Source organism: Thermoanaerobaculum aquaticum (assembly GCF_000687145.1).
Classification (GTDB): Bacteria; Acidobacteriota; Thermoanaerobaculia; order Thermoanaerobaculales; family Thermoanaerobaculaceae; genus Thermoanaerobaculum; species Thermoanaerobaculum aquaticum.
The window spans coordinates 36,535-59,952 of record NZ_JMFG01000011.1 but is presented as its reverse complement, the minus strand read 5'-3'; the positions used below and the strand labels follow the sequence as shown (position 1 = coordinate 59,952).

The window sequence follows — 23,418 nt, the reverse complement described above, 5'->3', positions numbered from 1 at the left end:
TAAGCTATCCCCGTGGACGTACCGCTGGAAGATTTGGAAAAGAAGCTGGAGCTTTTGGCTCGCAAATGGGAGCGGTATTTTGCCGGGGACCGCGAGGTGCCCATTCCCCCCGAGCGGGAGCGGCAAGCACTGGCTCGCCAACTGCAGGTGGTTTCGCGCATGGAGGGCTTGCCCACGGCGGTGCGTTTTCGGCTGGACGGCCTGCTCCACCGTTTTTCCAGCTACTGCCAGCTCTGGGAGCGGCAGCTGCGGGCCAGAAACGAAGCCCGGCGCACAGCCGACGCTTTGGCCGCGGCATCCGTAAAGCCAGCGGACGAGGTGGATCGTTTGTATCGGGACTACGTGGAGGCCATGGAGCGGGCGGGCAAGAAACCGGCCTGGGATCGCGAGGGCTTGCGGCGGTTTTTGGACGGCCAAAAGCGGCGGCTGGAGGAGCAGGGCTTCGAGGTCCAGGGGTTTTCGTTGGTGGCCAGTGGCGGTGGGGTGTCGCTGAAGGCTAAGGCCCGCAAGAAGAAGGAGGGCTCATGAGGAAGGTTTTGTGCTTGCTTGGCGTGCTTTGGGCTGGGGTGATTAGCGCCGCGGTTTTTGAGCGCTTTTTGGACCCCAACGTGCCCCGGGATCGGGCCATCCTCGGTTATTTGCAGCTGGAAAAGGAAGGTAAAGCCACGAGCAACGATCTCGCGGAGCTGGCGGTGCTGCTCGTGGAAAAGGGCTTTCCGCAGGATGGCGAGACCTACTTACGGAAGGCTTTAAAGCTCGACAAGAAAAACGTGCAAGCCCGCTATCGCCTGGGCTTGGTGCTGCAGCGGCTAGGTCGGGACGGGGCGGCGGCCCGGGAGTACAAGAAGGTGATCAAGGCTCGGCCGGGCTTTGCGGAAGCCCAGTTCATGCTGGGTCTGGCTCTGGAGCGCAGCGGCCACCGGCGGGCGGCCATCAAAGCCTACGCCAAGGCTTACAAGCACAACCCGGCGCTGGCTGACGCGGCCAAAAACCCGCTGGTGTTGGACTCCAAGCTGCAAACCCAGGCGCAGCTCCTGCGGTACAGGCGGGAGGTGGCCAGCGCCACCCTCAAGCTCCAGCCGCTGGACCCCCAGGCGGTGAGGCAAATGATGCTGGCCAAGCCGCCGGCAACGCCGCCAGCTGCACCGCCGGCCCCTCAGCCGGCGCCGCCTCCTGCGGACAAAGGCCAAAGCCCACTGCCTTTACCGCCGGCAAAGGGTGACCAGGTAACCCCCGAAGGCAAGGCCTCCCCGCCCCCTTCGCCTTCACCGACGCCCAGCGAGGATGCCGGTGCCACCCCTCAGAGGCCGTTGCTCCCCCTGGGCAACGTCTCGCGGCCGCTGCGGCTTAGACGTTGAACTTAAAGGTGATCACGTCGCCGTCTTGCACCACGTAGTCCTTCCCCTCCTGGCGCAACAGCGCTTTGCTGCGGCAGACGGCCAGCGACCCACAGGCTAAAAGCTCATCCCATCGCACCACCTCGGCGCGGATGAAGCCCCGCTCGAAGTCCGAATGGATGACCCCCGCGGCTTTTACGGCCGTGGTGCCTTGGGGGATGGACCAGGCCCGACACTCGTCTTCACCCACGGTGAAAAACGAAATTTGCCCCAAAAGCGCATAGGCCTTTTCCAGTACCCGGGAAAGGGCCCGGTCGGGGAGCCCCAGCTCTTTCAGGAAAGCTTCCTGGTCTTCCGCTGCCAGCCGGGAAATTTCCTCCTCCAGGCTGGCACATACGGCGGTAACCGCCACCCGCGGGCGGCTTTCCAGCTCCTGCAAGCCCCAGCGCGCCAGGGCCTGGGGCAGGTTGCTGGCTTCGGCCTCGTCGGCGTTCAGGATCAACAGCAAAGGTTTGCGGGTGAGGAAGGTAAAGCCCTTGAGCACCCGCTCTTCTTCGGGCGTCAAGGCAAGCTCCCGCAGCGGCCGCCCTTCTTCCAGAAAAGCCAGACACCGTTCCAGCACCTGCTTTTCCCGTTCCAGCTCCGGGGTGCGGTGCTTGGGGAGCTCCTTGGCCAGGCGCTCCAGCCGCCCGCTGGCCACCGTCAAATCGGAAAGCAACAGCTCGGTTTCGATGAGCTCCAGGTCCCGTTGGGGGTTGAGCTGGCCCTCGGGGTGGGGAACCTGGGGGTTGGTAAAGCCCCGCAGGACCAGAGCCAGCCCGTCCATGGTGCGGAGCTCCGGCAGGTTCAAAGTGGCAGCGCCGCCTTTGGTCACCGGGGGCACGTCCACGAACTTCACGGTGGCAGGGGTGTGCTTGCGGGGCTTGAAGAGCTCGGAGAGCAAGTCCAGCCGGCGATCGGGGACCTTGGCAATCCCCACGTGGCTTTTCCCTGTGCCAAAAGGCACCTCGGCTCCCGTGAGCAGCGAGAAGATCGTGGTTTTTCCGGCGCCAGCAAGTCCCAGAATGCCAAACTCCATGCAGCCTCCGCCGCCATTGTACGCGGTTTCAGCTCACCTCCAGGTTTTTAAAGAAAAGCCAGGGGGTGCTCACCACGCAACCCAGGGCCACGTGCTCCTGCGGCCCAAAGGTGGCCACCAGGGAGCGCGAAAGCCGCGTCAAGGACCCCGAAAGCACCACAACACCTTGCGCTTGGATCTTGCCCCCGTGGGACTCCACCGCCAGCACCAAAAGCCGGAAACGGCCATCGCCCTCCATCACCACCTCGCTCACCGGTGCCAGAGCCATGAGGCCCTCAAAGCCCGGGGGTGGCGCCTCCGAGCCAGGGACCGGCGGAGCCTGCCAAAGATGGACGGGGTGGGGAGCCGGTGGGGCATCCCACGGAACCCGCACCGCGCCCCGGGGAGCTCCGCCGGCTTCTGGCCGCCGGTGGGGAGCCTCTGGGGGTTCGCCCACGAGAACGGGAAGGTTCTGGGCGGCGTAGCCTTCCCCGTCGCAAGCCATGGGCAAAAAGGCCTCCCTTCCCTGCCGAAGGTCCCAGAGGTCCCAGGGCGGGAAAGCCTGGGCTTTCCCCGGTGGTCCCCTGCGGGCCAGGGAAACCAGGAGAGGGGCGGCCACATCGGGGGCCAGCAAGACCCGCAGCAAACCCCGCTCCCGGCGCAGGGGAGGCAAGTGCTGCCCGGGTTCCAAAACCTTTAGGCACGAGGGCGCTCTGAAGTCTTCCGCGTGCCGGCCGGCCCGGCGGAAGGCAACGACCACGCCGGGAAGCACCTCCTGCTGCCATTCCACCAGGAAAAGCCGGTTTTCCCATGAAACCGTAAAGCCTTCGCTGCGGAAGAAAAGCGTTTCGGCGCTGACCAGGGTGACGGTGAGCTCTTTTCTTGCCGGATCTTGGGCCAGCTCAGAAAAAAGCCCCTCCACCTCATCCCGGTTGGCCTTGCGGCCGGGGGGCACCGGCACCGCTCCGAGCTGGTGGGGCTCGGGCAGCGGTGGGTGACCGGGGCTTAAGAAAGCCCACGCCAGCCGCGCTGCTTCCCGTCCGGCCTCCTTTTCGCTGCCCGAGGCCCGCCCGAAGCCCACCAGCTCGCCCTTTTGCAGGCGACAGGCGACACCCAGCTCGGTGGCTTCCCGCCGCAAGAGGAAGCCGCGGCGATCGGCGGTGAGCTGGAAGCTCTCGGCCCGGCGGCAGAAGACCTCCAGAGCATCCACCTTTCCGCCTACCCCTTGCTGGGCGGCGTGGACCGCTGAGGCGAGGTTTACGCTTGCCCCCTTCACGCCGCCTCCACCCGCTCCAGAAGCAGCCAGCTGGCCGCCGCCCCCACCGGCAGGAACTGGTGGTTCTTGCCGCACCATCCCGGTTCCGCCACGGTGACAGAAGGGCTGCCGCCGGCGAGGATGCGGGGACCGCTGGCATCCAAAGGCAGCTTCAAGAAAAATGGGGCCAGCTTTTGCTTCCGCTTCCCGCGAAAAAGCGTGTAGCTTTCCGAGACGGCCAAAAGCAGGGAGCGCTCGGCGGGAACAAAAAGGCCGGAACGCACCCGCACGATTTCCACCCGCGCTTCCGCCAGGGGCGGAGTGGCCTCGCCCCCTTCCACCCAGGCCATGAGGTTGGAAAGGCGGGGCATGGGCGGGTGGTGGGGGCTGGCCCGCCGGGCGTTGCCGGGCTCCGCGGCCCAGGAGGCCCCGTAGCTGCGGTCGGCCAGCACGCCGGTGAGCACGCCGGCGGTGACCAAAGGCTTGGGCCGCGCCGCTTCCCCCTCATCATCGCGCAAGAAACCACCGGGCAGGGGCAACGTGGGGTCATCCACCACGTGCAGCGGTACTGAGGTGATCCGGGTTCCCATGCGCCCGGTCCAGGGGGACTGGCGGGCAAAGAAGCTGTCGGCTTCCAGGGGGTGGCCGAAAAGCTCGTGGCACAGCACCGCTGCGGCTTGCGGGTGGAGGAGGGCGCGAAAGCCGCCACCCGGCGGTGCTGCGCTCCCGCTCTGGGCCTCCTCCAGGTTTGGGGGGTTATCCCCGAAAACCCAGGTGAAGGTTTCCCCCGCTTGGTTTCTGGCATCCACCACCACCGGACGGGAAGCCGCAAACGCTCCATCGGCCCGCACCACCGCAATTCGGCTGGTGGTCAACCCCACCTGCAGGGGAAGTCCGGGCAAAAGCAGTGCCAGCACCTGCGGGTCCGGCAGGGTGAGCTCCCCGACCCAGGACCACGCGGGAAGCGCGCGGGGTTTTGCCCCCAAAAGCCTGGCCAGGTGCTCCCTTCCGCAGCCATCCACAGCCAACAGCGAGTTTTCCTCCCGCAGCGAACAAGCGGCGCGGGTGCGGGCGGAAAGCCGGGAAATTTGCGTGCCCGTCCAGAAAAACTGCAGGCGCAGCTCCTGCCAAAGGTAGAGCTCCCAGGCTTTGGGCTTTTTGCGAGCCAAAACCTCCACCAGGGGCGCCAGGCCGTCCATCCCAGTGCTAGCATAAGGTGCTTTTGCCGGGAGGTGGCGATGGGCGGGGGCATCCGCGAGAAGATTGCTGAGCTCACCGAGGCGAGCCTCATGGGCGGTGGTGAAGAGCGGATCGCCCGCCAGCACGCCGCCGGCAAGCTCACGGCCCGGGAGCGCCTGGCGCTGCTTTTAGACGAGGGCTCCTTTTCTGAGCTGGATCGGCTGGTCACCCACCGCTGCCACGACTTTGGCATGGAGTCCCAGCGCATCCCCGGCGATGGGGTGGTGACCGGTTTTGGCCGCATTGATGGCCGGCCGGTGGCGGTTTTCGCCCAGGACTTTACGGTGTTTGGCGGCTCCCTCTCCGAAGCTCATGCGGAAAAGATCTGCAAGGTCATGGATTTGGCTTTGAAGTTTGGGATTCCGGTCATTGGACTCAACGACTCCGGGGGGGCGAGGATTCAGGAAGGCGTGGTGTCCTTGGGCGGGTACGCCGACATCTTCCTGAGAAACACCCTGTGCTCTGGGGTCATCCCGCAAATTTCGGCGATTTTGGGACCCTGCGCCGGGGGGGCGGTGTACTCTCCGGCCATTACCGACTTTATCTTCATGGCCCGGGGCACCAGCTACATGTTTGTCACTGGTCCCGAGGTGATCCGCACCGTCACCCACGAAGAGGTGACCATGGAAAAGCTGGGTGGGGCCGATGTCCACGCGCGGGTCTCGGGTGTGGCCCACTTCGTGCGGGACTCGGAGCAGGAGGTGCTTTCGGCCATCAGGCAGCTGGTGGGCTTTTTGCCCTTGAACAACGCCGGCGACCCGCCCACAAAAGCCACGCAGGACCCCCCCAACCGGGAGGACCCGGCGCTGGATTCGGTGGTCCCCGAGGACCCGGAAAAGCCCTACGACATCAAGGCCATTATTCGCTCGGTGGCGGATGATGGCGAGTTCTTCGAGGTCCACGAGCACTTTGCCCGCAACATCGTGGTGGGCTTTATCCGCTTGGCGGGTCGCCCCACCGGGGTGGTGGCCAACCAGCCCATGCACCTCGCTGGCGTTTTGGACATTGACGCCTCGGTGAAGGGGGCCCGTTTTGTGCGTTTTTGCGATGCGTTCAACATCCCGCTTTTGATCCTGGAAGACGTCCCGGGCTTCTTGCCCGGGGTAGCGCAAGAACACGGCGGCATCATCAAGCACGGGGCCAAGCTGCTTTACGCCTTGGCGGAAGCCACGGTGCCCAAGGTCACGGTGATTACCCGGAAAGCCTACGGCGGCGCCTACTGCGTGATGGGCTCCAAGCACATCCGCACGGACTTTAACTTTGCTTACCCCACCGCTGAAATTGCGGTGATGGGTCCCCAGGGTGCAGTGAACATCCTTTACCGCCGGGAGCTGGAGCAAGCCCAGGACCCGGACGCCCTGCGCCGGGCCTTGGTCCAGCAGTACACGGAAAAGTTCGCTAACCCCTTGGTGGCGGCGGAACGGGGTTTTGTGGATGCGGTCATTGAGCCCCGGAGCACCAGGCCGCTCATCATCCAGAGCTTCGCCTTGGCTTGGGGCAAGCGGGACTGGATGCCGGCCAAAAAACACGGGAACATACCGCTCTAGCCATGCGCGTCCTTATTGCCAACCGCGGCGAAATCGCCCTGCGCCTCATCCGCGCCTGTCACGAGCTGGGGTGGGAGGCGGTGGCGGTGTACTCGGAGGTGGATGCCGAACAGCCGCACGTGCTGGCGGCGGATGCGGCGGTGTTGCTGGGTCCTTCGGCGCCGCAGGCCTCCTACCTCAACATTTCCGCGCTCCTGGAAGCCGCCCGCCGCACCGGCTGTGAGGCGGTGCACCCCGGGTACGGCTTTTTGGCGGAAAACGCCAGCTTTGCCCGCGCCGTGGAAGGTGCTGGGCTTACCTGGATGGGCCCATCGCCGGCGGTGATCGAGCTTTTGGGCTCCAAGGTGGCAGCCCGCCGGTTGGCCACCCAGGTGGGGGTGCCGGTGGTGCCGGGCACCGAACCCCTGGCCCACGAAAGCGAGGCCCGGCGGTTTGCCCAAGAGGTGGGCTACCCCATCCTCCTCAAAGCCGTGGGCGGGGGAGGGGGCAAGGGCATGCGGGTGGTGGGAAGCGACCGCGAGCTGGCCGACGCTTTTGCCCGTGCTTCGGCGGAAGGGCAGGCGTTTTTTAACGATCCCCGGGTTTACGCGGAAAAGCTCATTGAGCGCCCGCGGCACGTGGAAGTGCAAATCCTGGCGGACCGCTACGGCCATGTGGTGCACCTGGGGGAGCGGGAGTGCTCCCTGCAAAGGCGACATCAAAAGCTCTTAGAGGAATCCCCCTCGCCGGCAGTTTCTCCGGTACTGCGGGAAAAGCTGGGAGCGGCGGCCGTGGCGGTGGCACGGGCGGCTTCGTACGTGACCGCTGGCACCGTGGAGTTCCTCCTGGCGCCGGACGGCTCCTTTTACTTTTTGGAGGTCAACACCCGCCTGCAGGTAGAGCACCCGGTGACGGAAGTGGTTTATGGCGTGGATTTGGCCCAATGGATGATGCGGCTGGCGTTGGGTGAGGAGCTTACCCTCCGGCAAGAAGCGCTTGTCCCCCGCGGCCACGCTTTGGAGTGCCGACTGTACGCCGAAGACCCCGCTCGCGATTTTGCCCCTTCTCCGGGGAAGATCCAGGTGTACCGGGAGCCCTCGGGTCCCGGGGTGCGGGTGGACAGCGGCATTGCCGAGGGCTTGGTGGTGCCTCTGGATTACGACCCCATTCTCGCCAAGCTCATCGTCTGGGGTGAATCCCGGGGGCAAACGCTTTGCCGTTTGCGTCGGGCGCTGGGTGAGTTTGTGGTGCTGGGGGTGCGAACCACATTGCCGCTTTTTCAAGCATTAAGCGTTGACCCCCGGTTCGGGGCGGGTAAGGTGGATACCGGCTTTTTACCGGAGTTCCTGAGGCAGTGGCGGGAAAGCCACCGGCCGTTGGCGGTGGCTTTAGCAGCGGCCCTGCAAACCCTGGGTGTGGGTTCGCCGGCTGAGCCCTACGGCCACGAAGGGGAGCTTTCCCCCTGGCGAGAGGCTGGCCGTCAGCGTTTGCGGTCACGGTGGGTGCCATGATCCGGCGTTTTCGGCTTGCCGAAAGTGAAGTCGAGGTTTTGGTTCGGGTGCTGGCCGGAGAAGTGGAAGTGCGGGTGGGGCGTGAGCTCTTCCGGTTTCGCTTGACGCTTGCCGGACCGCACCGCGGAAAGGTGGAGCTTCCCGGGGAGGTCAAGCCCTTTTGGTTTTCCCGGTTGGGTTCGGGAGTGTGGCAGCTCTTTATCGAAGGTGTAGAGCAAAAGGTGGCCCTCGAAGACCCGCTGCAAGGGCGTGGTGGAACCGGTCGCAGCCACGACGGGCAGGAGGAGCTGGTGGCTCCCATACCCGGGAGGGTTGTGCAGGTTTTGGTGGCAGCGGGGAGCGAGGTTTCGGCGGGAACGCCCATCGTGGTGCTGGAAGCGATGAAAATGCAAAACCTCATCACCAGCCAGCTGGGGGGAAGGGTGCGCGAGGTGCGTGTCAAGCCCGGGACCACCGTGGAGGCGGGGCAGGTGCTGGCGGTGGTGGGGTAGTTTGTTCGGAAAATTGAATGTTCCTCCAAAAACTGGAATATTCTGGTTTTGGGCGACCGAGCTACGTTCTTGCAAGCAAAAGGGTTTTACATGGGCAGGGGGTGGCACGCTTTTTGCTCACAAGATTTAAGGCCGGGTGTTGCCACAAGCCTAGCTTTTGTGGTAGAAAACCGGCTATGAAGCGTCTTAGAGAAAGGAGGGCAAAGCCAGGAAAAGAAGGAGTGAGGTTGCGTGTGGCTTGAATCTGGCATCAGCAAAGCCTAAACGAAAGGAGGAAGTATGAGGAAGATAGGCTGGTATTTCCTAGCATTCTTGGCGATGGGCCTGTTTGTAACCGGGGCCTTCGCCCAAACTACCGGCTCCATTGAGGGCGTGGTGGTGGACGAGAACAATGTGCCGCTGCCGGGTGTCACCGTGGAAGCTACTTCCCCGGCGTTGCAGGGCACCAAGGTGGCGGTCACCGACACCCAGGGCAAGTTCCGTTTGGTGCTTTTGCCTCCTGGGAGCTACACGGTGAAGTTCACCTTGTCCGGTTTTGCTCCCACCGAGCAAACCGACATCAAGGTGGGCTTGGGCCGCGTGGTGACCTTGAACGTGCAGATGAGCTCTGCGTTTAAGGAAGAGGTCATTGTGTCCGGCGCGGCGCCAACGGTGGACACCAAGACCGCCGAGGTGGGCGTCAACCTGGACAAGGACTTCTTCACCAACCTGCCCATCGGCCGTAACTACGCCTCGGTGGTGCGTGTGGCCCCCGGTACCGGCAACGACGCTGCCGGCGTCACCGTGTACGGGTCCACGGGCGCTGAGAACGCCTACTACATTGACGGCATCAACACCACCGGCGTGGAGCTGGGTACCCAGGGTAAGGTCCTGAACTTCGAGTTCATCCAGGAAGTGCAGGTGAAGACCGGCGGCTACCAGGCTGAGTTCGGCCGCACCACCGGCGGTATGATCAACGTGATCACCAAGTCCGGTGGTAACGAGTTCCACGGCGACGTCTTTGGCTACTACGACTCCGACGCGGCTCAGGCCAAACCGGCCGCTGATGTGAACTACTGGGCTTCCCGCCTTTCTCGGTCCTACCTGGTGGATGGCTACACCCGTAAGGACTTCGGCTTTGGCTTGGGTGGCTACTTCATCAAGGACACTTTGTGGTTCTACGGTTCTTACGACTACGTGAAGAACGACGAGGACCGCAAGGTCATTCAGGACTTCCAGGCGCTGGCGCGTCAATATAACGCCCACGACTACGGTTTCCCGGCCTACGGTTCGATCTTCACCAACTCCCAAACCCGGGACCTCTGGTCGGCCAAGTTCACCTACCGCCTGAGCCAGAACCACTCCTTCATCCTTTCTGGCTTTGGCGACCCCTCCAAGACCGAGGGCCCCATCCGTGGTCTGGCCGGCAACCCCGACTCCTTCATGGGTACGGTGGATGAGGGCGGCACGGACCTCGTGGCTAAGTACGAGGGCGTCTTCGGCACCAACTGGGTGGTCAACCTGTTGGCGGGTCAGCACAAGGAGAAGTCCAATGAGGGTGGCCGCGGTTTGAACCAGGTGGCCTTCATTGAGTACTCCAACCCCATTTACGCCCAAACCGGCGTGGTTCCGGTGTGGGATGGCTTCGGCTTTGCCCAGCGCCAGGAGTTCGGCCGCGATGTGTATAAGGGCGATGTGTCCTACTTCCTGAACAACTTCCTGGGTGACCACGAGTTCAAGTTCGGGGCCGAGTTTGAGGACATCTCGGTGAACAACAAGAACTACAACACCGGCGGCCAGCGCATTTACGGGCTTTGCCGCGGTGGCTACACGGGTGACGGTGCTCAACCCTGCGGCCGCGAGATTTACTACCGTCACCGGTTCTTTATGCGGTCGTTCCCCTCGTCTCGTTTTGCCATCACCAACGCCGACATCCTAGTGCCTCTGGTGGTGGACTCCAAGTCCGAGAACTTCGCCATGTACGTGCAGGACACCTGGCGTCTCACGCCCAACTTGACTTTGAACGTGGGCGTTCGCTGGGAGCAGCAGAAGCTGTTCAACTCCGAGGGCAAGGTCAACGCCAAGCTCAACGACGAGTGGGCGCCCCGTGTGGGTGTGGTTTGGGATCCCAAGGGTGATGGTACCGCCAAGGTCTTCGCTCACTTTGGCCGCTTTTACGAAACCATCCCCATGGATATGGTGATCCGTTCCTTCGGGAAGGAAATCACCGCCTTTACCTACAACTACCACGGCGCTCGGGAAGAGGATCCCTCCACCCGTTACAACGTGGCTTGCGATCCGGCGGTGGATGCCTTCCGCCGTTGCTCGATCCTCGGCCACGACTTCACGCCCGTGGACCCCAACCTCCAGGGTCAGTACATTGACGAGGCGGTGGTGGGCGGTGAGTACGAGGTCATGAAAGACCTGGCCGTAGGCGCCAAGTACATCTACCGCGACCTGGGCCGTGTGATTGAGGACGCCCTTGGTTTCGACCAGGGCTACTACATCGGCAACCCCGGCCGTGGTTTGCTCCGCGAGTCCTGGGATATGAACTACGAGCGGTCCTACCCGGTGCCCGAGCCCAAGCGCACCTTCAAGGGCATTGAGCTCGTGGCCCGCAAGCGCTTCTCCAACAACTGGGGCATGATCGCTTCCTACCTCTGGTCCAAGCTGGAGGGCAACTACGACGGGACCTTCCAGGTTTCCACCGGTCAGCTCGACCCCAACCTGAACTCCGCGTTTGACTACGCCGAGTTCCAGGTCAACAACAAGGGTTACCTCTCCAACGACCGTCGTCACCAGTTCAAGGTGGACGGCTACTACGTGTTCCCCTTCAACCTCACCGTGGGTCTCTCTGCCTACTACCGCACGGGTCTGCCTGTGACCGCGATGGGTTACTCCATTGCCTACCAGAACTGGGAGTACTACCTCTCCGAGCGGGGCGCCTTTGGCCGCACCGACGACGAGTGGGAAGCCGACCTCCACTTGGATTACCCGGTGAAGTTCGGTGGCATCCAGGTCAAGTTCTTGGCTGACGTGTTCAACCTCTTCAACCGCCAAGGTGAGGTGGGCCGCAACATGCGTTACGACTTGGGCGAGGATTACACGCCCATCAACTACGACACCGGCGCGTACGAGCCGCCCATCAAGCCCGGCGATGCCGATCGTCCACCTACGAACCCGGCGTTCAACACGCCCAACGCTTGGCAGTCTCCGCGTAGCTTGCGGTTGGGTGTGCGCATCAGCTTCTAGTTGAGCTCACGCTGAAACCCAAAGGGGGGCCGCAAGGCCCCCCTTTTTCTTGCCCTGCTATCCTTAGACGGCATGAAAAAGCTTTTTCTTCCACTTCTTTTCGTCTTGATGGGGGTGGCCGTTGCGCTTTTCCGGCCGGTAGGCCCGAGCAGCGCCCTGTGGGATTCCGCGTCTGGAACGCTGCGGGTTTGTTCCTCGTGGACGCTGGTGCCGCGGTGGGGGAAGGCGGTGGTCTTGCCGCGGGTCGCGACCACCACGACTTTCACCACCCCCGAGGGGGCCACGGTAACGGCGCGGGTGCAGCTGGAGTTAGGCCCTGGGGCGCACCTGCAGCTGGCTGCCGCTCCTACTCCTGAACAGGGCTTGGCCGTTAAGGCCGGACAGCTGGCACCCACAGCAAAGCTTGGGTGTTTGGCGCAGAACACCTGTCGCCAAAAGCTTCAGGAGGAAATGGAAGCCAGCCTGCAGCGGCTGGCTTCGGGGTCTGCGAAAGCTTCTGTGGTGTTAGAGCCTGACCCCGCGGCTTTGTTGGCCTTCCGTCGCCAGGAGCTGCGGCAAAGGGTCTCGCCGCCACGCCGGCGGGTTTTGGTGGTGGGTTGGGATGGGGCTGACTGGGAGCTGCTTTCAAAGCTCGTGGCCCGGGGGCTCATGCCAAACTTGCAAAAGCTCATGGCGGTGGGCACCTACGGTGAGCTTTCTTCCCTCACGCCGCTGCTTTCCCCGCTGATTTGGACCACCATGGCCACCGGCGAGCCACCGGAAGTGCACGGCATCCTGGACTTTCTGGAGGCGGACGCGGCTACCGGAGCGCGGGTTCCGGTGACCAGCCGTAAGAGGAAGGTTCCAGCGTTGTGGAACATGGCTTCGGCTGCCGGGCTGACCGTGGGGGTGAGCGGCTGGTGGGCCAGCTGGCCGGCAGAAGCGGTAAACGGGGTGCTGGTTTCCGATCGCCTGTTTTTCCTGCTTTCCGATGCCCCCGGGGATGCCCCTCCCGGTACCGTGGTGTTTCCGCCGGAGCACGAGGCCAGCTTCCGCGAGCTGGCGGAACGGGCCAAGGTGGAAACCGGTGCGCCAACGGTTGCCACTTTCTTGCCTTTAGAACTGCCCCGCATTCAGGAGGCCTTAGCCCAGGGGCGCGGGATGGCCGACCCCATTGACGGCTTCCGGCGGATTTTGGTGGGCACCCGCGTGTACATGGGGGCTGCGCTTAAAATTGCCGAGTCCAAGCCGCACCTCCTGATGGCGTACTGCATTGGCACCGATGAAATTGGCCACCTGCTGGGGCCTTACCTCCCCCCAGCTTCCCCCGGTGCCGATCCCGCCCTGGTGCAGGCTGCACCACCGGCAGTGGAACGCTACTTTGCGGTGGTGGACCGCTGGTTGGGACGGCTTTTGGAGCAATGCCCGCTTTCGGAGTGCGCGGTGCTTGTGGTTTCCGACCACGGTTTCAAGTGGGGGAGCGACCGTCCCCGGGAGTTTTCGGGTGTGGCCGCCGCCACCGCGGCCCTTTGGCATCGGCCCAAGGGGATCTTTGTGCTGGCGGGTAATGGGGTCATGGCCAAGGGGCGGACGGGCGAGCCCGCTTCGGTGTACGACGTGGCCCCCACGGTAGCGGTGCTTTTGGGTTTGCCTCTTGGGGCCAGCTGGCCGGGAAAGCCGTTGCCGGGCGTTTCGCTTGCGTCAGGGGAAAAAGTAGCCTGGAGCGAGCTGGTGCCACCGGAAAGCTACCGCCCCCGCGTTCAGGAGGTGAAACCCTCAGCGGAGTACGTGGCGCAGCTTAAGGCCTTAGGCTACCTGGAAGGCGGGGAAACCCAGGGTGGCTCCGGGAGCAACACCGAAGGTGAGCTCAACAACCTGGGGCTTTTGCATCTGGAAGCGGGGCGGTTGCAGGAGGCTGAGGAGGCTTTCAAAAAAGCCATTGCTGCCAATCCTGCCTATGCGTCTCCGCATTACAACCTGCGTCGGCTTTACTTTGAAAGCGAACGCTACGAGGAAGCGGATCGCGAGCTCCTGGAGGCCCTGCGCCTGGGTTTGCGCGATGGGCGCGGGGCGTTGCAGCGAGCCCTGGCCGACTACGAGCGCCTGGGCTTGCGGGAGCGGGCAGCGAGCCTGGCCAGCTCGGCGGTTACGCTTTTCCCCCGGGATGCCATGTTGCGGGCGGCGGTGCTGCGGTACCTGCTGGAGCTCAACCGCTGCGGTGAGGCGGTGGAAAAGGCGAGGGAGGCGGTTTCGGCCTTCCCTCAGGATGCGGCGGTTTTGGCTTTTGCCGGGCTTTCGGCCGCCTGTGCCGGCGATACGGCGAGCGCCAAAACCTGGATGGAACGCTCCCTGGTGCTCAACCCCAACCAACCGGAGCTTAAACAAGCCTTGAGAATGCTGGAGTAATGGTGGAGCCGAGGAGGATCGAACTCCCGACCTCCAGAGTGCGATTCTGGCGCTCTCCCAGCTGAGCTACGGCCCCACCAGGCAAGCGTTATCCTAACACGGGGGCAAAACCCCCTCAAGGGGAGGGGCGGTGGCAAGCTTAAACCCGTGCGAGCTGGAAATTGAGCTTTTCTGTCGGGGTCTGCGTATTGATTCTTCGTGCACTTTGGAGGAGGACGCCCGCGGGTTTCGCCGCACCCGCGCCGGTTTGGGCTCGGGGCTGGAGCTGGTGATCCCGGGTAGGCTCAAGGACATCTGGTGCAACGTCCCGGTTTTCGAGCACTTCTGCGCCGCCTCGCCGTTTCTGCTGGTGAAGGAAAACGGGCGCTACGTGGTGGTGGACACCCGCAGCGACGAAGCCTATCAGGTGATTGTACCGCCGGAGCCCTCCTGGTACCGGCGGAAGACCTCCCGCGGCCACGAGATGGCCAGCATCGGGGTGCTGCAGGGGACCTACCTGGGGGTTTACATTTCCGAAACCTGCCGTTTCTGGGACCCCGGTAACGACCGCCACTGCCACTTTTGCACCTCCGGGCTCAACGTGGGCAAGGCCGAGGTGTTGCGCAAGCCGGTGGATGAGGTGGTGGAGGTGGCAAAGGCCGCCAAGGAGGAGTCCGGCGTGACGTTTTTCCACTTCAACGCCGGCTACCAGCGGGAGGACCGCCCCGATGCCAGCCCTTACCACGGGCTTAACCTGGCGGCACCTTACGTCAAAGCCATCCGTGAGCAGGTGGGCGGCTTCATTGGCGTGCAGGTGGCGCCGGTGCTTCGCCACGATTTTTGGAAGTACGACTGGCTCATTGCCCTGGGCGCCGATCACTTTTCGTTTTGTTACGAGTTCCACAACCCCCTCTACTTCGAGCGGTACTGCCCGGGCAAGTGTGGGGCTCTGGGGCAGCGGGCCTTCTTCGAGGCCATGGAATACACCGCGGAAAAGCTGGGTAAGGGTGCGGTTTCCGGAGAAATCATTGCCGGTGTGGAGCCCGTGGAGGACACGCTGCGGGCCATTGACTACATCACCTCGCTGGGGGCTTTCCCTACGGTATGCATCTTCCGCCCGCTGCAGGGCTCCCTCATGGAAAACCACCCTTCCCCCGAGCCGGAAGCCATGAAGCGGGTTTTTGCCCATTTGTGGGATTGCTGCGTTAAATACGGCATCCCCACCGACGTAATCCCCAACATCCAGGTTTCGCTGGTGGTGCAGCCTGGAGACACCGTTTACCTTGCCAAAAACTCCCTGCGGGAGCGAGCCTACCGTGCCAAGATGGCGGTTCTGCGGGTGCTGGGTAAGCCGTTTTTTGCTGCCAAAATGAAGCCCCGGCCGGTGGGGCTTTCGGCGGAAGAGCCTCCCGGCCCTGGGTTTTCCTTTTCCCGGCGGCCGATCTTGAGCTGGTAAAGGCGGAGGGTTTCCTTCCGGCCTTTGGCCAGGTTCCAGCCGGAAAAGGTGCTGATTGGTTGAGCGTTTGGGGCGAGGAACTCCTCAAGCTTTTCTTCCTCACCGGCCCGCAGCAGCCAAAAGCCACAACCTCCGTTGGTAGAGGGCGTTACGATCAGCTTCTCCCCGGCGTAAAAGCGCAAGCTGGGCTCCTGCAAGGGGAAGGCGCAGGTGAGTTGGGGCAGGCGGCGCACCAAAAGCCCTGCGGGGCGGTAAGGCGTTCCCAAGGTCAAAAGCAAAAGCCCCAGGGCGAGGACAGCGCTGGCAATGGCTCCCGCGACCTGCTGGCCCCGGGTGGGTCTTGAGGCCACAAAAAGAAGTGGCAAAGCCGGCAGGATGTAGTGGGGAAGCTTGGTGGCTACGACGCTGAGCACGGCCATAGGGCCCAGAACGCCCCACACCACCGTTCGCCACACCTGGGGGTCCTTCTTCTCATCCGCGCGAAGAAAACGAACCAAGCTCAACAGCAGCGGAAAGCCGGCAACCGCCAAGCTGGCAACGTAAAAAGGCGGTCCCAGAAGAACGCCCAGGGGTCCGCGAATGCCGTGGCTTTCCAGCGGCGAAAGCGCCCTTTGCACCACGTGCTTGCCCAGGCCCAACCGGGCAAAATCCCAGTCGGTGGCGAGGTTGGCCGGCAGAAACCAAGCGGCCACCACGGCGGCCGAAAGCAACGGCCCCCACCACGGCACTGCCGCCCGCCAGAGCTCTTTGCCCCTCCCGCAGTAGCCGGCTAAGGCGGGCAGCACAAACAGCGGCGTCACCGGTCCTTTGGCCAACACCCCCAGCCCAAACAGCAGCCAGGCCAGAAACGCCCATCTGGGACTGCGACATTTGGCTACTCGCACGAAGGCTAACAGAGAAGCGGTGGTGAGCGCTCCCACCAGCGCGTCGGGGGTGGCCAAAACCCCAGCCAGGGCTATCCCGGGTAAGAGCGCCCAGCGTTTCTCTCCGCAAAGCTCCTGGGCTAGTTGAGCGGCCAGCCAAAGCCATGCCAACAACGCCAAAAACGAAGGCAGGCGAAAGCCCAGCTCCCTTTCCCCCACCAGCGTGGTGGCGGCCCACTGCAACCAGTAAATGAGAATGGGCTTGTCCGGGCGCAGCTGGCCAAAGTTTTTGGGCACCAAAAGGTCGCCGGATTGATGCATCTCCCGCACGGCCCGGGCGTAACGCGGTTCGTCCCGGTCCACCAGGGGCGCCCAGGCGGCCACCGCCAAGAGGATGGCCAATGCCAGAACGGTGGCAATCCTGGGGGCGTTCATGCCCCCTGCCCTCCCTTAGTAAAGCTCGATACGCCCGCTGGTGGTGCTCACCAAGAGCTTGGGTCCGCTGCCCGAAAGCACCAGCTTGCCGCCCTTTCCTGGGGTTTCCCCGGGGTAGGCGGAGCGGATCTCCCCGCTGACCGAGGAAACCTCGCCAGCGGGCTTGCTTCCCGGGGGCAAGACAAGGCGCACCTTGCCCGAGGTGGTGGTGACCCGGACTTCGCTGCCTTCGGGGAGGGCGTCAAAGCTCAGCGCCACGTCGCCGGAGGTGGTGGCCACCCCTACCGGCCCCAAGAGCCCGGTCATGCGCACCTCTCCCGAGGAGCTGTCCGCCCGCACCAGCCGTGCTCCGCCCACCAGCTCCACGTCCCCGGAGGAGGTGCGGGCAAAGGCCGAGTCCACGGGCTTGGAAAAGCGCAGGCGCATGTCACCGGAAGTGGTGCGGGCTTCCACTTCCGGGGCGTAACCCACAAACTCAATGTCGCCGCTGGCGGAACGCAAGCGCAAGGGCCGAGCCTTGGGCAGTTCCCCGTCCAGCTGCAGGTTTCCGGAGGTGGAGGAGAGGTCCAGCTGCACGTACGGCGGCACCACCAGGTTCAAACGCGCCCGGGTGACCACCACGCCCTTGAAAAAAGCGGATTCCGTAGGCTGAACCAGCACCTTGAAGGCTTCAGGTTCCTCCACAAATTGCGGGCGGTGGGACGCCATCCACGCCTCTACGGCTTTTTCCTTCAACCCGGCGCAAGCCAGCTCCACTTCCACCCGCACCTCATCAATGGCCGAAACCCGCACCACCAGGTCCAGGGAGCCCGCTTCCACCACCACGTGCATGCCTTCTTTGGCCGCCGCTTGCTTGACGATGGTTTCCTTGCGCTCGGCAGCCTCCAGGCAAAGGCCAAAAAGCATGAGCACGAGCCCCATCCAGCTCTTCCGCATACGCGCCTCCTTAGCCCATGCTAGCAAAAAGCCTTTTGGGCTTTGCGCTGCAGCGGCAAAGACGGCCGCTTATCGCGACTTGCCAGAGCTGTGCAAAGTTCTTGCGTTTGCTAAGCTACGGCGGTGCCCGCCAAGGAAAAGGCAGAAGCGGCAGGGGCCGTGTCTTTTTCTGTCGAGCGTCTGCAGCGCTTGGCGGCCATGGAGGAGGATCACTTTTGGTTTCGGGGCCGTTGGCTTTGGGTGCAGCGGTTTCTCCAGATGGTGCGGGGCGCTTCCTCAGGGCCGGTGTTGGATATCGGTTGCGGCACGGGTTTTTCGGCGGCGTTGCTGGCGTCCCAGGGCTTTCCGGTCGTGGCTTTGGACCCCATGCTGGAGGGCCTGCGGCTGGCGGCCCACCGAAAACCGAGACTTCATTTGGTGCAGGGGAGCGCCCTGAGCTTGCCCTTTCGCCCCGGATCCCTCCAAGGCGCGCTGCTTATGGACGTTCTCGAGCACGTCCCGGCCGAGCAGGCGCTGGGCGAGGTATGGCGGGTCCTTACGCCCGGCGGGTTCTTGATCTTCTCGGTTCCGTCCTTGCCCTGGCTTTGGAGCCGCCGGGATGAGGGCGCCGGTCACTTTTGCCGCTACACTCGCAAGCAAATGAGGCGTTTGCTTATTCAGGCGGGCTTTATCCCGCAGGAGCTGCGCTACTATCTCTTTCTCCTCCTGCCGGTGGTGCTTGTAAGCCGTCTGCTTGCGCGCTTTTGGCCTGCTTCCGAGCAGCTGGAGGAAAGGCCCGGGAAGCTCGCCAACACCCTGGGGTACGTTTTGGTGCGCGGGGAGGTGGGAGTCGGCCGCTGGATATCCTGGCCGCTGGGCTCCTCCCTGGTGGGTTTGGCCTTTAAGCCAAGGGAGGGCTTCCGGGGATGAGCGGTCCTTTTGAGCTGTTCCTCTTTTCCACCGATCCCGCCTTTATTCGCAGGGCCGTGGCCGGGGGCGTGAGCGCAGTGGTGGTGGATTGGGAGGTGGCGGGGAAAGCCAAACGCCAGTGGGGATTTGACACGGAAATAAACGCCGACACCTTTGAGGACCTCCAGCGGGTTCGGGCTGCCACGGAAGCCCGGGTCGTTTGCCGCGTGAACGCTTTCCACCCGGCTACCCGAGAGGAGCTGGAGCGAGCTATTGGCGGGGGAGCGGACGAAGTCCTCCTCCCCATGGTGCGGACCACGGCGGAAGTGCAGCAGATTTTGGAGTGGCTGGCGGGGCGAGCTGGGCTCGGGATCCTGGTGGAAACCCAGGCCGCGGTGGCCATGGCCCAGGAGCTTGCCCGCTATCCCCTTTCCCGGGTGTACGTGGGGCTCAACGACTTGGCCATTGACCGTGGTTGTGCCAACATCTTTCGAGCTTTAGCTGACGGCACGGTGGAGCTGCTGCGCCAGGTCTTCCAGGTGCCCTTCGGTTTTGGTGGCCTTACCGTACCAGACCAAGGGTTTCCCATCCCTTGCCGCCTGCTCATTGGCGAAATGGCCCGCCTGTCGGCAGGCTTTAGCTTTCTCCGCCGCTCTTTCAAGCGGGATGTGGGCTCAGGTGACCCTGCTGCTGCTGTGGGGAAAATCCGTGCCGCTTTGGAACAAGCCCGCCGCCGCTCACCGGAGCAGGTGGTCAGCGACCACCGGGAGCTGCTGGCGGCCATTGAAAGGGCCGAGGCGTTCTTTGCTGCCCGAAACCGCGGGGAAGGGTTATGAGGTTGCAAGAGGGGACCCGCGTCTTGCTTACCGGAGGCACCGGTTTTATCGGCGCCAACCTGACTCGAGCGCTCCTCTCCCGGGGCGCTTCGGTGCACCTCCTCTGCCAGCCTTCAAGCTCCTTTTGGCGGATTAACGACCTCAAGGACCGGCTCACCATCCACCAAGCTGACCTTTTGGAGGCCGAAACGGTGCAAGCCGTGGTGCAGGCGGCCCAACCCCAGGGGATCTTCCACCTGGCCATGGCGCCGGGGCACCCCTCCTCGCCGGCGGAGCGAAGCTTGTCGCTGGCGGTGGCCACGTTGGGTACCGCCCATCTGCTGGAGGCGGCGCGGGCCGCGGGGGTTGCCCGGGTGGTTCACGGGGGAAGCTCGCTGGAGTACGGCCCGCGGGAGAGGGCATTGGAGGAAAGCGATCCGCTCCAGCCCAAGACCTTCCGGGGTTTGGCCAAAGCCACCGCCAGCATGGTGGCGAGCTGGTACGCCCTTCACGGCGGGCTGAACGTAACCATCCTGGGCTTCTTTTCCGTCTATGGCCCCTGGGAAAGCCCAAGCCGCTTCATCCCTACGGTCTTGCGCGCAGCCCTTCAGGGAGAGGAAATTCGCCTCACCGCTCCCGGGTTTCGCCACGATTTTGTGTTTGTGGAGGACGTGGTGGCCGCTTGCCTGCGGGCGGCGGAAGCGGAGCTGGCCTCGGGGGAGGTGTTCAACATCGGTTCCGGCCAGCAGTGGGCCAACGAGGAGGTTGTGGCTTTGGTGGAGCGTTTGGTGGGCCATCGCCTGCCCGTGAGGGTGGGGGCATACCCGGCGCAACCTCCGGACACCCACCACTGGCAGGCCAATATTGCCAAAGCACGAGCCCTTCTGGGGTGGGCCCCGGCTCATTCCCTGGAAGAAGGGCTGCGGAAAACCCTCACCTGGATGCAGGAGCACCATGATCAGCTCGGTTGATACCTCCGTGGTGGTCCCGGTTTTCAAAAACGCCGAAACGGTTTTGGAGCTTTACCGTCGTGTGGCCACGGTGCTGCAATCCCTGGGCGGCACCTGGGAGCTGATTTTCGTGGACGATGCGTCCCCCGATGGTTCCCTCCAGCACCTGAGAAAACTAGCCCAGGAGGATACCCGGGTGGTGGTGCTAGCCTTGGCGGAAAACGTAGGGCAACACCGGGCGGTTTGGCTGGGTCTTCAGCGTGCCCGGGGGCAGATGGTGGCGGTTATGGATGCCGACCTCCAGGACCCCCCGGAAGCGCTCCCGGCTGTCCTCAGGGCCCTCCAGGATGCGGGAGCGGAAAAGCCAACCGTGGTTTTTGCCGGCCGGCAGGGGCGGTATCAGTCGTGGCCGCGGATGGTGACCTCCCGTTTTTTCAAGCACCTGCTGCACCTTTGGCTGGGTCTGCCGGCTGATGCTGGCTTGTTTTGCGTGATGAACCGCAAAGCTGTGGCGTGCCTGGCCCGCTGGGACGTGCCCCGCCCGTACCTTCAGGTCATGCTGGCCTGCGCCGGCGCTTCCTTCGTTTCCTTACCAGTAACCCGCCCGCTCAGGCCTGCAGGGGTGTCAAGCTACAGCTCCTGGCGGCGGCTGGTGTTGGCTTTGCGGGCGTTGGGCCTTGCCCTCCGCTTGAAGCTACATATGCCGCCCCGGGGCCGGGCCCCGTGGCCCATCCGTGAGTGCATCGGTGGGTCAAGCGAGCACGAAAAGCGATCCTGGGAGGTTTTCCGCGATGCCAGCTGACGATCCAGTGGAGCTTCACAACGCTTTGCAGCGGGAGTACTTTGGCCGGCGCATCAAAAAAACCATGCTTCCGCAAAAAACCCCCTACGTGTGCCATCACGTGGAGGTGCTGATGGCCTGCTTGAACCTGGATTCGGGGGCCCGGCTGCTGGAGGTGGGTGCGGGTCTGGGACGGCACGCCTTCATCCTGGCGGAAATGGGCTTTCAGGTGGAAGGGTTGGAGCTTTCCCCTTTTCTTGTGGCCAAGTTCCAGGAGCTGGCCGGACCGCAGCCGCCTTTTCCCATGCACTGCGGCGACATCCACAGCTTCCCTCCTGAGCTTCGCGGCCGCTTCGATGCTGTGGTGGGGTTTTTTGTGTTGCATCACTTGGCCGATTTGCCGCGGGCTTTTGCCTCCATGAAGCTGCTTTTAAAACCCGGGGGCAAGATCGGTTTTGTGGAGCCCAACCCACTCAATCCGCTTTACTACCTGCAGATCTTCCTCACTCCGGGCATGTCGTGGAAGGCCGAGCGCGGGATTCTCCACATGCACGCGCCGCGTTTGCAGGGGCTTTTGCAGGCGGCGGGTTTTGCGGGGGTGGGGGTAAAGCGCTTTGGTTTTTTCCCGCCTTTGTTGGCCAACCGCCGGTGGTTGATCCCTGTGGAGCGCGCCCTGGAGCGGCGGAAACTGCTGCAGCCCGTCTTGCCGTTCCAGGCCTTTTGGGGTACCCAGTGCTGAAGAAAGCGGCAGCGGGCTTTGCGCTTTTCCTGGCAAGCCTTTACGTTTCCTGGGGCCTGGGTGTGAACCCTGCGGATGAGGCCTGGTTTCTCCAGGTGCTGTGTCGCATCTACCAAGGAGAAACCTTATACCGCGACGTGTTTTTCGGTACACCACCGCTGTCCGTGTACGTGAGCATGCCGTTTCTCTGGGTTTTGGGTCCCGAAATTTTGGTGGTGAAGCTCGTTTCGGCTCTTTCGTACGCTTGTTTGCTTTTCCTGGGTTGGCAGGGTCTGTCCTTGTTAGGTGCTGGACCTTCTTTTCGCCTGGCCTTCGTGGCCTTAAGCCTGGCTTTGGCCCCGCCTTTCCCCACCTCGCCCTACCACCTGCTGGCCATGGCCGGTTTCATGGGCAGCCTGGTGGCTTTTGTGGCCTGCGCTCAGGGACGTCCCAGCCCCGGGGTTTCCTGGGCTAGCCTGGCGGGCTTCAGTGCCGGCCTGGCGTTTTTGGCCAAGCACAACGTGGGCGCTTTGGCCCTGGCTGCGGGGCTTGTGGCGTTCCTTTTGGCGAAGCCGCAGCCAGTTCGGGAGGTCGTAAGGTGTGGCTTGGCCTTTGGGATAACCTCCCTTGCCGGGTTGGTCCCCGTGGTGCTGCAGGGAGCAGGGGGACCATGCCTGGAATACCTCGTCTTCGGCAAGGGCAACTACCTCAAGCAGGCTTCCCTCCCGTATTTTGGTGGCCTCGGGGAAGCCTTGGAAAAAGCGGGCGGAGCGCTACACAGCTGGGATTGGCGGGCGGCGGTGCAGCTGGGCCAGCTTTTTGCCTACACCCTGCCGCTGGTGGTGGGGGTTGGGTGGCTTTTTCTTGTTTTTTACCGGTGGCGCGGGTGGCAGCGTCTCCCTCTGGCCCTGGGGGTGTTCCTCCTAGCTGCCTGGGCGGGGATTTACCCGCGGTTTGACCTTTACCACGTGCTCGGGACCTTGCCGGTGTTTCTCTTTGCGCTGGTGATCTTGACAAGCGTCATTTGGAAGCAGCGGTTGGCGCAAGCGCCTGGGGCTCGGGTCTGGGTTTTGGCTGTGGGAGCTGCCCTGGCCCTGGCGCTTGTCGGCCAGCTGGTGCTGCCGGTGGTGAGACTTGCCCGGGGAGATTTGGTGTTGGCGTTGCGACCGCACTTCCGTGGCGCGTTGCTGCCCGCCTCTTGGGTGCAAAAAGCTGAGCTTCAAGCCCCGCGCTTGCGCGCGTTGGCGAGCAACTCTCCGGGCTTTTTGCTTTCCCCGTTTGCCGGGTTTTGGTACTTGGCCGCGGACATCCAAAACCCCACCCCCTTCGACTACCCCATGAGCACGGCCTTTGGCCGGCATGGGGAGGAGCAAGTGGTTCATGCCTTGGAAAACGGCCACATTGGCTGGGTGTGCTGGCAAGAGGGGAGCTGGCCGCTTAAACCCCAGCGTCTGGAGCGTTACTTGGCCGAGGCTTGGCAGGCCGGAGAGGACCTGTGCGACTGCCGGGTTTACCGCCCCCGCCTGCCGTCCAGCGAACGTTGATTTCTTCCGGTTTTCGTGGCC

Annotated in this window: 18 protein-coding genes, 1 tRNA gene and 1 pseudogene; 14 read left to right on the top strand and 6 right to left on the bottom strand. The window is 63.6% G+C overall.

Annotation, left to right across the window (positions count from 1 at the left end):
- Window positions 1-12: 12 nt before the first annotated feature.
- Both EG19_RS04920 and EG19_RS12430 read left to right on the top strand, forming a co-directional pair.
- Window positions 13-528 (top strand): hypothetical protein, encoded by a 516-nt coding sequence (locus EG19_RS04920; RefSeq protein WP_038048172.1) that lies wholly within the window; start codon window positions 13-15, stop codon window positions 526-528.
- Window positions 525-1,358 (top strand): tetratricopeptide repeat protein, encoded by an 834-nt coding sequence (locus tag EG19_RS12430; RefSeq protein WP_053334908.1) that lies wholly within the window; start codon window positions 525-527, stop codon window positions 1,356-1,358. The genes EG19_RS04920 and EG19_RS12430 overlap by 4 nt, the downstream gene beginning before the upstream one ends.
- Here EG19_RS12430 and ychF read toward each other — a convergent pair.
- From ychF to EG19_RS04900, 3 genes are read right to left on the bottom strand one after another with little or no spacing between them, the layout of a single operon-like run.
- Entirely contained in the window at window positions 1,348-2,415 is a 1,068-nt protein-coding gene (gene ychF / locus EG19_RS04910) for a redox-regulated ATPase YchF (protein ID WP_038048170.1), read from the bottom strand. The genes EG19_RS12430 and ychF overlap by 11 nt on opposite strands.
- A gap of 28 nt (window positions 2,416-2,443) precedes the next feature.
- The gene (locus EG19_RS04905) at window positions 2,444-3,670 is read right to left on the bottom strand and encodes a hypothetical protein (protein WP_038048168.1); all 1,227 of its coding nucleotides are present in this window, start codon (window positions 3,668-3,670) and stop codon (window positions 2,444-2,446) included.
- Window positions 3,667-4,848: a metallopeptidase TldD-related protein gene (locus EG19_RS04900; RefSeq protein ID WP_038048166.1), complete on the bottom strand. Its 1,182-nt coding sequence runs from the start codon at window positions 4,846-4,848 to the stop codon at window positions 3,667-3,669. Before EG19_RS04900 ends, EG19_RS04905 begins: the two co-directional genes overlap by 4 nt.
- A gap of 39 nt (window positions 4,849-4,887) precedes the next feature.
- On the opposite strand from EG19_RS04900, the gene EG19_RS04895 reads away from it, so the two are divergent.
- The 5 genes from EG19_RS04895 to EG19_RS04875 all read left to right on the top strand — a co-directional run bounded on the left by EG19_RS04895 (window position 4,888) and on the right by EG19_RS04875 (window position 14,032).
- Window positions 4,888-6,435, top strand: a complete 1,548-nt coding sequence (locus EG19_RS04895; protein WP_038048164.1) for an acyl-CoA carboxylase subunit beta — start codon at window positions 4,888-4,890, stop codon at window positions 6,433-6,435.
- A 2-nt stretch (window positions 6,436-6,437) separates the two neighbouring features.
- Entirely contained in the window at window positions 6,438-7,925 is a 1,488-nt protein-coding gene (locus tag EG19_RS04890; RefSeq protein ID WP_038048161.1) for an acetyl-CoA carboxylase biotin carboxylase subunit, read from the top strand.
- On the top strand, window positions 7,922-8,416 hold the full coding sequence (locus EG19_RS04885) for an acetyl-CoA carboxylase biotin carboxyl carrier protein subunit (protein ID WP_038048159.1): 495 nt from the start codon (window positions 7,922-7,924) through the stop codon (window positions 8,414-8,416). Before EG19_RS04890 ends, EG19_RS04885 begins: the two co-directional genes overlap by 4 nt.
- A gap of 318 nt (window positions 8,417-8,734) precedes the next feature.
- A complete protein-coding gene (locus tag EG19_RS04880; RefSeq protein WP_038048157.1) occupies window positions 8,735-11,647 on the top strand; it encodes a TonB-dependent receptor in 2,913 nt (970 codons plus the stop codon).
- A gap of 72 nt (window positions 11,648-11,719) precedes the next feature.
- A complete protein-coding gene (locus EG19_RS04875; RefSeq protein ID WP_038048155.1) occupies window positions 11,720-14,032 on the top strand; it encodes an alkaline phosphatase family protein in 2,313 nt (770 codons plus the stop codon).
- On the opposite strand, the gene EG19_RS04870 is transcribed toward EG19_RS04875, so the two are convergent.
- A tRNA-Ala gene (locus EG19_RS04870) sits at window positions 14,033-14,108 on the bottom strand.
- 54 nt (window positions 14,109-14,162) lie between these two features.
- Between EG19_RS04870 and EG19_RS14335 the strand changes: the two are divergent.
- Window positions 14,163-15,200 (top strand): annotated as a pseudogene (locus EG19_RS14335) (radical SAM protein); the annotation flags it as partial.
- Between the two features lie 122 nt (window positions 15,201-15,322).
- Here the strand turns inward: EG19_RS14335 and EG19_RS13065 are convergent.
- Complete coding sequence (locus tag EG19_RS13065) at window positions 15,323-16,765, bottom strand: ArnT family glycosyltransferase (protein ID WP_081799925.1); 1,443 nt, start codon at window positions 16,763-16,765, stop codon at window positions 15,323-15,325.
- A gap of 15 nt (window positions 16,766-16,780) precedes the next feature.
- Window positions 16,781-17,701 carry a DUF4097 family beta strand repeat-containing protein gene (locus EG19_RS04850; RefSeq protein WP_038048147.1) on the bottom strand — a complete coding sequence of 307 codons (921 nt, stop codon included), beginning with the start codon at window positions 17,699-17,701 and terminating at the stop codon, window positions 16,781-16,783.
- Between the two features lie 159 nt (window positions 17,702-17,860).
- Here EG19_RS04850 and EG19_RS12425 point away from each other — a divergent pair, with 159 nt between their 5' ends.
- The 6 genes from EG19_RS12425 to EG19_RS04820 are packed head-to-tail and all read left to right on the top strand — an operon-like array spanning window position 17,861 to window position 23,397.
- Window positions 17,861-18,610 (top strand): class I SAM-dependent methyltransferase, encoded by a 750-nt coding sequence (locus tag EG19_RS12425; protein WP_152543917.1) that lies wholly within the window; start codon window positions 17,861-17,863, stop codon window positions 18,608-18,610.
- Window positions 18,607-19,425 (top strand): aldolase/citrate lyase family protein, encoded by an 819-nt coding sequence (locus tag EG19_RS04840; protein WP_081799924.1) that lies wholly within the window; start codon window positions 18,607-18,609, stop codon window positions 19,423-19,425. Before EG19_RS12425 ends, EG19_RS04840 begins: the two co-directional genes overlap by 4 nt.
- The gene (locus EG19_RS04835) at window positions 19,422-20,375 is read left to right on the top strand and encodes an NAD-dependent epimerase/dehydratase family protein (RefSeq protein WP_038048145.1); all 954 of its coding nucleotides are present in this window, start codon (window positions 19,422-19,424) and stop codon (window positions 20,373-20,375) included. Before EG19_RS04840 ends, EG19_RS04835 begins: the two co-directional genes overlap by 4 nt.
- Complete coding sequence (locus EG19_RS12420) at window positions 20,359-21,156, top strand: glycosyltransferase family 2 protein (RefSeq protein ID WP_053334906.1); 798 nt, start codon at window positions 20,359-20,361, stop codon at window positions 21,154-21,156. Before EG19_RS04835 ends, EG19_RS12420 begins: the two co-directional genes overlap by 17 nt.
- On the top strand, window positions 21,146-21,874 hold the full coding sequence (locus tag EG19_RS04825) for a class I SAM-dependent methyltransferase (RefSeq protein WP_038048143.1): 729 nt from the start codon (window positions 21,146-21,148) through the stop codon (window positions 21,872-21,874). The genes EG19_RS12420 and EG19_RS04825 overlap by 11 nt, the downstream gene beginning before the upstream one ends.
- The gene (locus EG19_RS04820; protein ID WP_038048141.1) at window positions 21,868-23,397 is read left to right on the top strand and encodes a hypothetical protein; all 1,530 of its coding nucleotides are present in this window, start codon (window positions 21,868-21,870) and stop codon (window positions 23,395-23,397) included. The genes EG19_RS04825 and EG19_RS04820 overlap by 7 nt, the downstream gene beginning before the upstream one ends.
- Window positions 23,398-23,418 lie beyond the last annotated feature (21 nt).